Origin of the sequence: Streptomyces sp. NPDC051976 (assembly GCF_040680795.1) — a bacterium.
GTDB lineage: Bacteria > Actinomycetota > Actinomycetes > Streptomycetales > Streptomycetaceae > Actinacidiphila.
This window is the reverse complement of record NZ_JBFAXL010000013.1, coordinates 15,488-29,402: the sequence shown is the minus strand read 5'-3', so window position 1 is coordinate 29,402 and position 13,915 is coordinate 15,488. Positions and strand designations below refer to the sequence as shown.

General features: G+C 72.2%; 11 protein-coding genes. 5 read left to right on the top strand and 6 right to left on the bottom strand.

Annotation, left to right across the window (positions count from 1 at the left end):
* Nucleotides 1-23 precede the first annotated feature (23 nt).
* Both AB0M29_RS16055 and AB0M29_RS16050 read left to right on the top strand, forming a co-directional pair.
* Nucleotides 24-1,001, top strand: a complete 978-nt coding sequence (locus AB0M29_RS16055; RefSeq protein ID WP_365382912.1) for an aldo/keto reductase — start codon at nucleotides 24-26, stop codon at nucleotides 999-1,001.
* A gap of 4 nt (nucleotides 1,002-1,005) precedes the next feature.
* Nucleotides 1,006-1,836 carry an amidohydrolase family protein gene (locus AB0M29_RS16050; protein ID WP_365382910.1) on the top strand — a complete coding sequence of 277 codons (831 nt, stop codon included), beginning with the start codon at nucleotides 1,006-1,008 and terminating at the stop codon, nucleotides 1,834-1,836.
* A 196-nt stretch (nucleotides 1,837-2,032) separates the two neighbouring features.
* Here AB0M29_RS16050 and AB0M29_RS16045 read toward each other — a convergent pair whose 3' ends face one another.
* Nucleotides 2,033-2,704, bottom strand: coding sequence for a FadR/GntR family transcriptional regulator (locus tag AB0M29_RS16045; protein ID WP_365382908.1), 672 nt, complete (start codon nucleotides 2,702-2,704; stop codon nucleotides 2,033-2,035).
* A 103-nt stretch (nucleotides 2,705-2,807) separates the two neighbouring features.
* Nucleotides 2,808-3,608 (bottom strand): helix-turn-helix domain-containing protein, encoded by an 801-nt coding sequence (locus AB0M29_RS16040; protein WP_365382906.1) that lies wholly within the window; start codon nucleotides 3,606-3,608, stop codon nucleotides 2,808-2,810.
* A 115-nt stretch (nucleotides 3,609-3,723) separates the two neighbouring features.
* On the opposite strand from AB0M29_RS16040, the gene AB0M29_RS16035 reads away from it, so the two are divergent.
* Together AB0M29_RS16035 and AB0M29_RS16030 are read left to right on the top strand one after the other, a co-directional pair.
* Nucleotides 3,724-4,299: a TIGR03086 family metal-binding protein gene (locus tag AB0M29_RS16035; RefSeq protein WP_365382904.1), complete on the top strand. Its 576-nt coding sequence runs from the start codon at nucleotides 3,724-3,726 to the stop codon at nucleotides 4,297-4,299.
* Nucleotides 4,296-5,117 carry a nucleotidyltransferase domain-containing protein gene (locus AB0M29_RS16030; RefSeq protein ID WP_365382903.1) on the top strand — a complete coding sequence of 274 codons (822 nt, stop codon included), beginning with the start codon at nucleotides 4,296-4,298 and terminating at the stop codon, nucleotides 5,115-5,117. Before AB0M29_RS16035 ends, AB0M29_RS16030 begins: the two co-directional genes overlap by 4 nt.
* Before the next feature lies 1 nt (nucleotide 5,118).
* On the opposite strand, the gene AB0M29_RS16025 is transcribed toward AB0M29_RS16030, so the two are convergent.
* The 4 genes from AB0M29_RS16025 to AB0M29_RS16010 form a co-directional block, all read right to left on the bottom strand.
* The gene (locus tag AB0M29_RS16025; RefSeq protein ID WP_365382901.1) at nucleotides 5,119-6,729 is read right to left on the bottom strand and encodes a glycerol-3-phosphate dehydrogenase/oxidase; all 1,611 of its coding nucleotides are present in this window, start codon (nucleotides 6,727-6,729) and stop codon (nucleotides 5,119-5,121) included.
* A gap of 7 nt (nucleotides 6,730-6,736) precedes the next feature.
* Entirely contained in the window at nucleotides 6,737-8,302 is a 1,566-nt protein-coding gene (gene glpK / locus AB0M29_RS16020) for a glycerol kinase GlpK (protein ID WP_365382899.1), read from the bottom strand.
* 62 nt (nucleotides 8,303-8,364) lie between these two features.
* Nucleotides 8,365-9,153: an MIP/aquaporin family protein gene (locus AB0M29_RS16015; protein WP_365382897.1), complete on the bottom strand. Its 789-nt coding sequence runs from the start codon at nucleotides 9,151-9,153 to the stop codon at nucleotides 8,365-8,367.
* 176 nt (nucleotides 9,154-9,329) lie between these two features.
* Nucleotides 9,330-10,094 (bottom strand): IclR family transcriptional regulator, encoded by a 765-nt coding sequence (locus AB0M29_RS16010; RefSeq protein WP_365382895.1) that lies wholly within the window; start codon nucleotides 10,092-10,094, stop codon nucleotides 9,330-9,332.
* 219 nt (nucleotides 10,095-10,313) lie between these two features.
* Between AB0M29_RS16010 and metH the strand changes: the two genes are divergently transcribed.
* Nucleotides 10,314-13,853: a methionine synthase gene (gene metH / locus AB0M29_RS16005; protein WP_365382894.1), complete on the top strand. Its 3,540-nt coding sequence runs from the start codon at nucleotides 10,314-10,316 to the stop codon at nucleotides 13,851-13,853.
* The last annotated feature ends 62 nt before the right edge of the window (nucleotides 13,854-13,915 follow it).

Genomic DNA, 13,915 nt, shown 5'->3' with positions numbered 1-13,915 from the left:
CAGGAGGAGAGGGACACCGCACCATGCCCGTACCGGCTCTGCCCCGGCTCGGCCTCGGCTGTGCGCCGCTGGCCAATCTGTACCGCGTGATCACCGACGAGGAGGCCGACGCGACGGTGGACGCCGCGTTCGCGACCGGCTGCCACTACCTGGACACCGCACCGCACTACGGCCTCGGCCGGTCCGAGGAGCGGCTGGGCCGGGCGCTGGCCGGGCGGGACCGGTCGTCGTACGTGCTGTCCACCAAGGTCGGACGGCGGCTGCGCGACCTGCGCCCGGGGGAGGCGCCCGACCCGCAGGGCTTCGCCGACGTCCCGGCCCGCGCCCGGGAGTGGGACTTCACCGCCGACGGCATCCGCGCCACGCTGGAGGGCTCCCTGGAGCGGCTCGGCCTGGACTTCGTCGACATCGTCTACCTGCACGACGTGGAGAACCACCTCCCGCAGGTCTACGACAGCGGCTTCCCGGCGCTGGCCGCGCTGCGCGACCAGGGCGTGGTCAAGGCCATCGGCTTCGGCATGAACCACAGCGACGTGCTCGCCCGGCTGGTGGCCGACCTGGACGTCGACGTGGTGCTCTGCGCGGGCCGCTGGACCCTGCTGGAGCGCACCGCGCTGGACGACCTGCTCCCCGTCTGCGAGAAGCGCGGCACCCAGGTCGTCGTCGGCGGCGTCTACAACTCCGGGCTGCTCGCCGACCCGCGGCCCGGGGCGCACTACGACTACGCGCAGGCGCCGCCGGAGATCCTCGCCCGCGCGCAGGCGATGCAGGCGGTGTGCGCCGGGTACGGCGTCCCGCTGCGGGCCGCCGCGCTGCGCTACCCCTTCGCGCACCCCTCGGTGGTCTCCGCCGTGGTGGGCGCCGCCGGCCCCGAGGAGGTGCGGGACAACGCGGCGCTCTTCTCGTACGACATCCCCGACGCGATGTGGCACGCGCTGGTGGCCGAGGGGCTGCTGGACGCGGATGTGCCGCTGCCGCTGACCGCGGCCCAGGAGGGCTGAGCCGATGCGGATCGACGCGCACCACCACCTGTGGGACCTCGACCGGCGGCCGCAGCCGTGGATGACGGGTCCTGAACTCGACCCGATAGCCCGTACCTTCCGGTTCGCGGACCTCGTGCCGCACCTGGACGCGCACGGGATCGACGCCACCGTGCTCGTCCAGTCCAGCTCCTCGCTGGACGAGACCAGGGAACTGCTGGACATCGCCGGGAAGTCGGGCGGCCGGATCGCCGGCGTCGTCGGCTGGGCCGACCTCACCGACCCGGCGCTGCCCGAGGTGCTGGCCTCGCTGGACGGGCCGTTGGCCGGGATCCGGCACCAGGTGCAGGACGAGGCGGACCCGCGGTGGCTGGCCCGCCCCGACGTCCGCGCCGGGCTGTCCGCCGTCGCCGAGGCCGGCCTGGTCTACGACCTCCTGGTGACCCCGCTCCACCTCCCCGTGGCCGTCGAGACCGCACGCGCCCTGCCGGGGCTGCGCTTCGTCCTCGACCACGGCGGCAAGCCCCCGGTCGCCGCGGGCGGCTGGGAGCCGTGGGCGGCCCACATCACGGAGCTGGCCGCCCTCCCGCATGTCAGCTGCAAGCTGTCCGGCCTCGTCACCGAGGCCGACTGGCAGGAGTGGCGGCCCCGCGACGTCCTCCCCTACGCCCGGCACCTCCTCGACGCCTTCGGCCCCGACCGCCTTCTCTTCGGCTCTGACTGGCCCGTCTGTACCCTCGCCGCCCAGTACACGGACGTCTTCGCCCTCGCCGAGCAGGCGGCCTCCGGCCTCGGTTCCGAGGAACGGGACGCCGTCTTCGGCGGCAACGCCGCCGCCGTCTACGGCCTGGGGTAGCCGCCCGCCCAGCCGCCTGAAGTCGTCGCCGGACCTTCCGCCGGTGGGTGGTTGCTCGCGCAGTTCCCCGCGCCCCTGGTGGGTGGTGGCTGATCACCGCGGAAGAGGTGCACCACTCAGGGGCGCGGGGAACTGCGCGCCCAGCCCGTCACCGGGCGGAAGGTCCGGCGACTACCGCAAGCCGCCGCCCGGGCGGCTACAGGGTCGAGCGGAGCCATTGCTCGACGCTCGCCACGTGGACGGTGGCCCAGGCGCGAGCCGCCTCGGCGTCGCGGTCGCGGAGGGCGGTGAGGATGGCGCGGTGCTCGTGGAGGGTGCGGGAGACCGCGTCCTCCTGGGTGATGCCGCGCCAGACGCGGGCGCGGGTGGTGGGGCCGGAGAGGCCGTCGAGGAGGGAGCAGAGGACGGAGTTGCCGGAGCCCTGGACGATGCCGCGGTGGAACTCCAGGTCGGAGGCGACCAGTTCCTCCACCGAGGGCTGCGGGCCGAGCGCGTCCAGCTTGCCCTCCAGGACGTCCAGCTCCTCCACGGGGATGCGGACGGCGGCCATCGCGGTGGCGGCGGGCTCCAGGATGCGGCGGACCGCGAGGAACTCCAGGACGGTGTCGTCGCGGTGGAAGTCCACCACGAAGCTCAGCGCCTCCAGCAGCAACTGCGGGTCGAGGCTGGTGACGTAGGTCCCGTCGCCCTGGCGTACGTCTAGGATGCGGATCAGCGACAGGGCGCGGACCGCCTCGCGCAGGGAGTTGCGCGACAGCCCCAGCTCGGAGGCGAGTTCGCTCTCCTTGGGCAGCCGGTCGCCCGGCCGCAGCGCCCCGGAGACGATCATCTCCTTGATCTTCTCGATGGCCTCGTCGGTGACCGCCATCTGCGCCCTCCCCTGGTTCAGGTCGGCAGCGCCAGACCTCCGATGAATTGCCTCCATTATGGCCCCGAGAGGCCGGATCACCTAACAAACCGGGAGGTCGGGCTCATCGGCCCGCGTAACGGCTGGGCGGCGCGCCCACCGCGGCGGTGAAGTCGCGGGTCAGATGGGCCTGGTCCGCGTACCCCAGATCGGCGGCCAGCGCGGCCCAGTCGATGCCCGCCCCGTCGTCCGCGCGGGCCGCCGCCTCGTGCAGCCGGGCCCGCCGCAGCACCCACTTGGGGCTGGCCCCCACGTACTCGGCGAAGAGCCGCTGCAGCCGCCGTACCGGCATGTCCAGCTCGCGGGCCAGCGCGTCGACCCGGAAGAGCTGCGGGCTCGCGGTGATCTCCTCCACCAGCGCCGCCACCTCGGCGACCACCGGATCGGGGCCGGGCAGCCGCTCCAGCCGGTCCAGCAGGAACGCGTCGGCGAGCGCGGCCATCTCCGCGGGGTCGTCCAGCGCCAGGATCTCCGGCTGCAGGCAGGCCACCTCGGGCCCGAAGAGCGTGGCGGCGGGCACCGTGGTGTCGGCCAGCTCCGCGACCGGGCCGGTGGCGAACGGCCGGAAGGCACCGGGCCGGAACTTCACCCCGAACACCTGGCCCGCGCCGCTCAGCACCCGGCTGAACACCCCGCGCTGCACCCCGTAGACCGTCGGCTCCGGCGGCTCGAAGACCAGGTGCACATTGGGGTGGGCCAGCACCTTCTGCTCGTGGTCCGGCTGCCCGCGCAGGTCCCAGCGCGGGTTCCAGTAGAACTCGACATACGCCGCCAGCGCGGCCGCCGGGGCGTGGCTGCGCAGCTCGAACCGGCCTGCGGCCACCTCGGGACGCAGTACCCCGCGCCCGATCGCGTGCCTCGTCATACCGCCCAGCCTAGGGTCTGCCACTGACAGGGCCTCCGGGCCGCCGTCCGGCCACCGAACCCCGCTGTCGCGTTTGTTCAAGACGGGGCGGCCCCGGCCTCGTAGCGTCGGGGGCATGAACTTCCACGCACAGATCGCCGACGCCGCCCGGGAGGCCGCCCGGGTCACGGCCGGGGTCACTCCCGACCAGCTCTCCGGCCCCACCCCCTGCCCCGACTACGACACCCACGCGCTCGCCAACCACCTCGTCGCCTACACCGGCCTCGGCATGGAGCTGCGCGCCCGCCGCGAACCGCACCCCGCGGACCTCGCAGAGCGCGACTTCGCCGCCGACCCGGACTGGGCGGCCGGCTACGCCCAGGCGCTGGACCGCGCGGTGGCCGCCTGGGCCGAGCCCGCCGCCTGGGAGGGCGAGGTCGACATGGGCGGCATGGGGATGCCCGCCGACGCCGTCGCCGGGATGCTCTTCCTCGAACTCGCCCTGCACACCTGGGACCTCGCCAGGGCGACCGGCCAGGAGTACCGCGCCGACGACGCCACCGCCGCGCTGCTGCTGACCGTCGTCAGGGACCAGGCGGAGATGTACCGCCAGTACAAGGGCTTCGGCGAGCCGGTGCAACCGCCCGCCGGGGCGGGCGATCTGGAACTCGCTGTCGCGCTGTCCGGGCGCGACCCATACTGGGCGGCGTGATCCAGCACGAACTCATCGCCCGGGTACGGGAGAAGTGCCGCGCCGACGAGGGGATCGGCGCGGCGCTGATGTACGGATCGTTCGCGGCGGGGGAGGGTGACGCCCACAGCGACGTCGAGTTCTGGCTCTTCTTCGACCCGCCGCGGCGCGCCGCCCTCGACCCCGAGCGGTGGTGCCGGGACATCGCCCCGGTCAACCTGCTGCTGCGCAACGAGTTCGGCACCCATGTGGCGCTCTTCCCCGGGCCGGTGCGCGGCGAGTTCCACTTCGCCACCACCGGCGACATCGCGTCCGTCGCCGACTGGCCGGCGCGCGGCGCCGCCGTGGAGCGGATGGTCGTGGTCGACCGCGACGGACTGCTCACGCCCGTGCTGCGGTCGCTGCCCGAGCGGCCCCGACTCCCGGCCGCGCCGGACGAGATCGCCGACCTGTGCGGCCGGTTCGCCAACTGGCTGGTGCTCGCGCTGCACGTCACCGCCCGCGGCGAGCGGCTGCGCGCCCAGGACGCGCTCTCCCACGCGGCCCGCCATCTGCTGTGGATGGCCCGGCTCGCCGAGCACAGTACCGACCACTGGCTCACCCCGTCGCGCGCCGCCGAGGCCGAACTCCCCGCCCGTACGGTCGAGGCAGTGGACCGGCGGTCCCCGACCGACGACTCCCCGGGCGCGTACGCCCGCGCCCTGTGGACCGAGGGCCGCCGCCACTGGCGCACCCTGCTGGCCCGCATCGAACGCCCGGAGCCCGCCGCCCTGTTCGCCGAACTCGACGCGCTGACGGCGCGTCATGAGTCCAACGGGGCGGCGGGCTCCGGACGGTGACTCAGGCTCCGGCTCCCAGGACCCGGGCCACCTCGGCGCGGATCTCCGGGGTGTCCAGGCCGCGGATGGTGAGGGTGGTGCGGCGGCGCAGGACGTCGTCGACCTCGTACGCCCACTCGTGGTCGCGGGCGTAGACGACCTGCGCCCAGATCTCCGGCGCGTCCGGGTGGATGCGCCGCGCCAGCGCCGGGTCCTCGTTGGCGAGGCGGGCGATGTCGAAGGAGAGCGAGCCGTAGTGCCGCGCGAGGTGCTGCGCGGTGTCGGCCGCCATCCGCGGACCGGGCGCGATGCCGTCGACGAGCAGCCGGTGGGCCACCGCGCCGGGGCTGGCGAAGCCCGGCAGTGGCGCCCGCCTGGGCAGCCGCGACATGGGTTCCATGTCGTCGGCGAGCGGGTGCCCCGGCAGCTTCGCCAGATGGTCCATCACGGTCCTGCCGATGTGCCGGAAGGTGGTCCACTTGCCGCCCGCCACCGACAGCATCCCGCCCCTGCCCTCGGTGACGACCGTCTCCCGCTTGGCCTTCGCGGTGTCGCCGGGACCGCCAGGCAGCACCCGCAGCCCCGCGAAGGAGTAGGTGATCAGGTCGCGGGAGAGCTGCTGGTCGCGGACGGAGAACGCCGCCTCGTCCAGGATCTGCGCGGTGTCCTGCTCGGTGACCCGCACATCGGCCGGGTCGCCCTCGTACGCCTCGTCGGTGGTGCCGAGGAGCAGCATGTCCTCCCACGGAAGCGCGAAGGTGATGCGGTACTTGTCTATCGGGGTGGCCAGCGCGGCCCGCCACGGCGCGGTCTTCCTGAGCACCAGGTGCGCGCCCTTGGACAGCCGGATGGACGGGTCGGCGCCCGCGTCCTCCATCCGCCGCAGGTGGTCCACCCACGGCCCGGTGGCGTTGAGCACCAGCCGGGCGTCGACGCCGAACTCGGCCCCGTCGGTACGGTCGCGCAGCTCGGCACCGGTGACCCGGCCGCCGGTGAAGCGCAGCCCGGTCACCTCGGCGTGGTTGAGCACGGTGGCACCGGCGTCGGCCGCGGCCCGTACCGTCATCAGCGCCATCCGGGCGTCGTTCATCTGCCCGTCCTCGTAGACCGCCACCGCGCGCAGGTCGTCGGTGCGCAGTTCGGGGACGTCCCGGGCGGCCTTCGCCGGGCTGATCACATGGCCGACGCCGTCACGGAACGCGGACAGCGCGGAGTAGGCGAAGACGCCCGCGCCGAGCTTGGCCGCGCCGTGCGGGCCGCCCTTGTAGACCGGCAGGTAGAAGGTGAGCGGATTGGCCAGGTGCGGCGCGATGTCCCGGGAGACCGCGCGCCGCTCCAGGTGGTTCTCGGCGACCAGCTTGACCGCGCCGGTCTGCAGGTAGCGCAGACCGCCGTGGAGCAGCTTGGAGGAGGCCGAGCTGGTGGCGCCGGCGAAGTCGCCGGCGTCCACCATGGCCACCCGCAGCCCCGACTGCGCGGCGTGCCAGGCGGTGGTGATGCCGAGGATGCCGCCGCCGATCACGAGCAGGTCGTACGTGGCGTGCCCGAGCAGTTCACGCGTCTCGGCCCGGCCCGGGTTGGCGCCGGCGGTCGGATGCGTTCCCAGGGCGGGAACGCGCTGCAGGGTGGTCATCGGTTGCTCAGTGCTCCTCTGTGCTGTCTTCGAGCCAGCCCATGGTCCGCTGTACGGCCTTGAGCCAGCTCTTGTACTCGCGGTCGCGCTGGGCCGCGTCCATACGAGGGGTCCATTCGGCGGCCCGGCGCCAGTTGGCGCGCAGCGCGTCGGTGTCGGGCCAGAAGCCGACCGCCAGACCGGCGGCGTAGGCGGCGCCCAGGCAGGTGGTCTCGGCGACCATCGGGCGCACCACGGGCGCGTCCAGGAAGTCGGCGAGGGTCTGCATGAGCAGGTTGTTGGAGGTCATGCCGCCGTCGACCTTGAGCGCGGTCAGGTCGACGCCGGAGTCCTTGGTCATCGCGTCGGCGATCTCCCGGGTCTGCCAGGCGGTCGCCTCCAGTACGGCCCTGGCGATGTGCGCCTTGGTGACGTAGCGGGTGAGTCCGGCGATCACCCCGCGGGCGTCGTCGCGCCAGTAGGGGGCGAACAGCCCGGAGAAGGCCGGGACGAAGTAGGCGCCGCCGTTGTCCTCCACCGACGAGGCCAGCGTCTCGATCTCGGCGGCGGTGCTGATCAGGCCCATCTGGTCGCGCATCCACTGCACCAGCGAACCGGTGACGGCGATGGAGCCCTCGAGGGCGTAGACGGGGTCGGCGTCGCCGATCCGGTAACCGACGGTGGTGATCAGGCCGTTGTAGGAGTTGACGGGCGTGCCGCCGGTGTTCATCAGCATGAAGGTGCCGGTGCCGTAAGTGGACTTGGCCTCGCCCTCGGAGAAACAGGTCTGGCCGAAGAGGGCGGCCTGCTGGTCGCCGAGCGCGGAGGCGACGGGCACGCCCTGCAGCACACCGGCGCTGCTGGTGCCGTAGACCTCGGCGGAGGAGCGGATCTCCGGCAGGACGGCCGCGGGGACGTCCATCGACTCCAGGATCTTCTCGTCCCAGTTGAGGGTGCGCAGGTTCATCAGCATGGTGCGCGAGGCGTTGGTGACGTCGGTGACGTGCACACCGCCGTTCACACCGCCGGTGAGGTTCCAGATGACCCAGGAGTCCATGGTGCCGAAGAGGATGTCGCCGCGCTCGGCGCGCTCCCGCAGCCCCTCGACGTTGTCGAGCAGCCAGCGGACCTTCGGTCCCGCGAAGTACGACGCGAGCGGCAGGCCGGTCTCGCGGCGGAAGCGGTCCTGGCCGACGTTGCGGCCCAGTTCCCGGCAGAGCTCCGCGGTGCGGGTGTCCTGCCAGACCAGGGCGTTGTGCACCGGCTCGCCGGTGTTCTTGTCCCACAGCACGGTGGTCTCGCGCTGGTTGGTGATGCCGATCGCCTTGACGTCGGCGGCGCTGAAGCCGGGGATGTCCTGGGCGGCCTTGGCGATGGCGCCCTCGACCACCTCCTGGACGTTGGTCCAGATCTCGGCGGCGTTGTGCTCCACCCAGCCCGGCTTCGGGAAGATCTGCTCGTGCTCCTTCTGGTCGACGGCGACGATCCGGCCGTCGCGGTCGAAGACGATGCAGCGGCTGGAGGTGGTGCCCTGGTCGATGGCGGCGATGAACGGGCCGCTGCCGTGGGTGCCGGTGGCGGGTGCGTCGGTCACTGTGTGCTCCTCGGAGTCTGCGCTCTGGGGTCTGGGGAGGGGGAGTGGGGCTGCGGGGAGACCTACGTGAAGGCGAGCTTGTACAGACCGCCGGCGAGGGCGGCTCCGGCCAGCGGGCCCAGCACGGGAATCCACGCGTACGTCCAGTCCGAACCGCCCTTGTTGGGCAGCGGCAGGAGGCTGTGCACGATACGCGGGCCGAGGTCGCGGAACGGGTTGATCGCGTAGCCGGTGGGCCCTCCGAGTGACAGGCCGATGCCGACCACGAGCAGCGCGGTGAGCAGGATGCCCAGCCCGTTGAGCGCGAGGCCCGAGGTCATGCCCTGGGTGAGGATGAAGAGGACCAGGACCATGGTGCCGATGATCTCGGTGAGCAGGTTCTGCACCGGGTTGCGGATCTCCGGGCCGGTGGAGAAGACGCCGAGGACCGGACCGCCGTGCGGTCCCTTCCTGTCGTCGGCCGGGCCCTCCACGGAGGTCTCGTGGAAGCGGACGACCTCGGGGTCGGTCAGGTGGGCCTGGAATTGGCCCATGTAGGCGACCCAGACCAGGAAGGCGCCGATCATCGCGCCGAGGAGCTGGCCCATCAGGTAGTACGGCATCGTGTGCCACACGCCGGTCTTGATGGCGATCGCGAGGGTGACCGCGGGGTTCAGGTGGCCGCCGGAGTATCCGTTGGCGATGTAGGCGCCGCCGAGGACACCGAAGCCCCAGCCGAAGGTGATCGCCAGCCATCCGGCGTCCTTGGCCTTCGACTTCTTGAGGGTGACGGCGGCGCAGACACCGCCGCCGAGCAGGATGAGAACGGCGGTCCCGATGACTTCGCCGATGAAGATGTGGCCGTTGGACACGAAGCGACTCCTTTGTCTTCAGTGCAGGTGCGGCGAGCCGGGTCCCGTCCGGTGTTCGACAATGTCGACCGCAGGACGAGAGTGTTCTCCCCAGAAGTGGGCTGGTCAAGAGGGATGTGCCGGGCAAACGCGACCGTTGGCGATTCGTAATCGGGTCGCATGTGACGAGTGTGACGCTAGAAGCGTCCTGCGCCCAGATCCCGGGACACGGCGCGCGCGCAGTCCCGTACCGCGGCGACCAGCCGGGCCTGGATCCCCTCGGGGTCGCAGACCCGTTCGACGGCCCCCGTGATGCCCACCGCGCCCACCGGCATCCGCCGCCGGTCGTAGACGGGCGCGGCCACCGACGCCACGCCGTCCCAGGTCTCCTCCACGTCGGCTCCCCAGCCCCTGGCCCGGGTCAGCTCCAGCACCGTCTCGAAGTCGTCGGCGCCGGTGACGGTCCGCGAGGTGAGCGCCACCCGCTCCCCGTCGGCCACCTCGTTGTGCGCCACCGGGTCGAAGGCGGACAGCACCTTGCCCAGCGCGGTGCTGTGCAACGGCTGCATGGCGCCCACCTCCAGCACCTGGCGGCTGTCGTCGGGCCGGAAGACGTGGTGCACGATCAGCACGCCCTGCTGGTGCAGCACGCCGAGATACGCCGCCTCGCCGCTGGAACGGGCCAGGTCGTCGGTCCACACCAGGGCCCGGGCGCGCAGCTCGTGCACGTCCAGATAGCTGTTGCCCAGCCGCAGCAGCTCCGCGCCCAGCTGGTACTTGCCCGAGACGGGTTCCTGCTCCACGAAGCCCTCCTGCTGGAGGGTGCGCAGGATGCCGTGGGTGGTGCCCTTGGCCAGGCCGAGCGACGACGACACGTCGGAGAGGCCGAGTCGGCGTTCGCCGCCGGCCAGCAGCCGGAGGATCGCCGCTGCGCGTTCCAGCGACTGGATAGGACCTGGCATCGGTGCACTCCAAGCAGGGTTACGTCGTGCGGTGGTCGACAATGTCGACCATCATCATCTCAGAGACGATTCTGACACCGGGGTCCGCCCTTCGGAATGCCTTCGAGCCCAGCGGCTGCCGCCCGCTACGCTGGCCACGTGCGCGCTCCGCCGCCCGTCCGCTCCGGACACGGAGGATCCCGCATAGCCGACAGCCGTCGCATCCCAGGGAGCAGTTCCATGGCCTCGCCTTCCCCGTCGTCCGTTTCGCCCGCTTCGTCCGCATCGCCGGCCGGCAGTGCCCAGGCGGCCCGCGCCGCCGCCCTCCGCGAGGCGCTCGCCTCCCGGGTCGTCGTCGCCGACGGCGCGATGGGCACCATGCTGCAGGCGCAGGACCCGACGCTCGACGACTTCGAACAGCTCGAAGGCTGCAACGAGATCCTCAACATCACCCGCCCCGACATCGTGCGCTCGGTCCACGAGGCGTACTTCGCGGTCGGCGTGGACTGCGTGGAGACCAACACCTTCGGCGCCAACCACGCGGCCCTCGGCGAGTACGACATCCCCGAACGGGTGCACGAGCTGGCCGAGGCCGGCGCCCGGCTGGCCCGCGAGGTCGCCGACGGCTTCGCCGCCGACGGCCGCCCGCGCTGGGTCCTCGGCTCGATGGGCCCCGGCACCAAGCTGCCGACCCTCGGCCATGCCCCGTACGGCCTACTGCGCGACGGCTACGAGGCGAACGCCGCCGGGCTGATCGCCGGCGGCGCCGACGCGCTGCTGGTGGAGACCACCCAGGACCTGCTGCAGACCAAGGCGGCGCTGATCGCGGCCCGCCGCGCGATGACCTCGGCCGGGGTGAACCTGCCGCTGATCTGCTCGGTGACCGTCGAGACCACCGGCACCATGCTGCTCGGCTCCGAGATCGGCGCCGCGCTCACCGCGCTGGAACCGCTCGGCATCGACATGATCGGCCTCAACTGCGCCACCGGCCCCGCCGAGATGAGCGAACACCTGCGCTATCTCGCCCGCCACTCCCGTATCCCGCTGTCCTGCATGCCCAACGCCGGCCTCCCGGTGCTCGGCAAGGACGGCGCGCACTACCCGCTGTCCCCCGAGGACCTGGCCGAGGCGCACGAGGTCTTCGCCCGCGAGTACGGCCTGTCCCTGGTCGGCGGCTGCTGCGGCACCACCCCCGAGCACCTGCGGCAGCTCGTGGAGCGGGTCGGCGGCCAGGAGCTCACCCCGCGCAGCCCCCGCCCGGAGGCCGGTGCCGCGTCCCTCTACCAGACCGTGCCGTTCCGGCAGGACACCTCGTACCTGGCCATCGGCGAGCGCACCAACGCCAACGGCTCCAAGAAGTTCCGCGAGGCGATGCTGGAGGGCCGCTGGGAGGACTGCGTGGAGATGGCCCGCGAGCAGATCCGCGAGGGCGCCCACCTGCTGGACCTGTGCGTGGACTACGTCGGCCGGGACGGCGCGGCCGACATGGCCGAGATCGCCGGCCGCTTCGCCACCGCCTCCACCCTGCCCATCGTGCTCGACTCCACCGAGGTGCCGGTGCTGCGCGCCGGTCTGGAGAAGCTCGGCGGCCGGGCGGTGCTCAACTCGGTCAACTACGAGGACGGCGACGGACCGGAGTCCCGGTTCGCCAAGGTCACCCAACTGGCCCAGGAGCACGGCGCCGCGCTGATCGCGCTCACCATCGACGAGGAGGGCCAGGCCCGTACCGCCGAGAAGAAGGTCGAGATCGCCGAGCGGCTGATCGCGGACCTCACCGGCAACTGGGGCATCCACGAGTCCGACATCCTCATCGACTGCCTGACCTTCACCATCTGCACCGGCCAGGAGGAGTCCCGGGGCGACGGCGCCGCCACCATCGACGCCATCCGCCGGCTGAAGAGCCGCCACCCCGACGTGCAGACCACCCTCGGCCTGTCGAACATCTCCTTCGGCCTCAACCCGGCCGCCCGGGTCGTGCTGAACTCCGTCTTCCTCGACGAGTGCGTCAAGGCGGGACTGGACTCGGCCATCGTGCACGCCTCCAAGATCGTGCCGATCGCCCGGATCCCCGAGGAGCAGCGCCAGGTCGCCCACGACCTGGTCTACGACAACCGCCGCGAGGGCTACGACCCGCTGCAGCGGCTGATGGAGCTGTTCGAGGGCGTCGACACCAAGTCGGTGAAGGCGGGCAAGGCCGAGGAGCTGCTCGCGCTGCCGCTGGACGAGCGGCTGCAGCGGCGCATCATCGACGGCGAGAAGAACGGCCTGACCGCCGACCTCGACGAGGCGCTGGCCGACCGCCCGGCCCTCGACATCGTCAACGACACCCTGCTCGCGGGCATGAAGGTGGTCGGCGAGCTGTTCGGCTCCGGCCAGATGCAGCTGCCCTTCGTGCTGCAGTCCGCCGAGGTCATGAAGAACGCGGTGGCGTACCTGGAGCCGCACATGGAGAAGTCGGACGCCTCCGGCAAGGGCACCATCGTGCTCGCCACCGTCCGCGGCGACGTCCACGACATCGGCAAGAACCTCGTCGACATCATCTTGTCCAACAACGGCTACAACGTCGTCAACCTCGGCATCAAGCAGCCGGTGTCGGCGATCCTGGACGCCGCGCAGGAGCACCGGGCCGATGTGATCGGCATGTCCGGGCTGCTGGTGAAGTCCACCGTGATCATGAAGGAGAACCTGGAGGAGCTGAACCAGCGCGGGCTGTCGGCCGACTACCCGGTGATCCTCGGCGGCGCCGCCCTGACCCGGGCCTATGTCGAGCAGGACCTGCACGAGATCTACCAGGGCGAGGTCCGCTACGCCCGCGACGCCTTCGAGGGCCTGCGGCTGATGGACGCCCTGATCGGCGTCAAGCGCGGGGTCCCGGGCGCCACGCTCCCCGAGCTCAAGCAGCGCCGGGTGCCGCAGCGCGCCGCCGAGCCGGAGGAGACCGAGGTCAACCTCGGGCAGATCCGCTCCGACGTCGCCGTGGACAACCCCGTCCCCACCCCGCCGTTCTGGGGCAGCCGGGTCGTCAAGGGCATCCAGCTCGCCGACTACGCCTCCTGGCTGGACGAGGGCGCCCTGTTCAAGGGCCAGTGGGGCCTCAAGCAGGCCCGCAGCACCGGACCGACCTACGAGGAGCTGGTGGAGTCCGAGGGCCGTCCGCGGCTGCGCGGGCTGCTCACCCGGATGCAGTCCGAGGGCCTGCTGGAGGCCGCCGTCACCTACGGCTACTTCCCGTGCGTGTCCAAGGGCGACGACCTGATCGTCCTGCACGAGGACGGCACCGAGCGCACCCGGTTCAGCTTCCCCCGGCAGCGCCGGGGCCGGCGGCTCTGCCTGGCCGACTTCTTCCGCCCCGAGGACTCGGGCGAGACCGATGTGGTCGGCTTCCAGGTGGTCACCGTCGGCAACCGGGTCTCCGAGGCCGCGAACGAACTGTTCGCGACCGACTCCTACCGCGACTACCTGGAGCTGCACGGCCTGTCCGTCCAGCTCGCCGAGGCGCTCGCCGAGTACTGGCACGCCCGGGTCAGGTCCGAGCTGGGCTTCGCCGGTGAGGACCCCGACGAGGTCGAGGACATGTTCGCGCTGAAGTACCGCGGCGCCCGCTTCTCGCTGGGCTACGGGGCCTGCCCCGACCTGGAGGACCGGGCCAAGATCGCCGATCTGCTGGAGCCCGAGCGGATCGGGGTGAAGCTCTCGGAGGAGTTCCAGCTGCACCCCGAGCAGTCCACCGACGCGATCGTCATTCACCACCCGGAGGCCAAGTACTTCAACGCGCGTTGAGCGCCGCTCACCAGCCCGTCGTACAATAGACGGTCCGGCACAGGCCGGTCGCCACCCCCGCC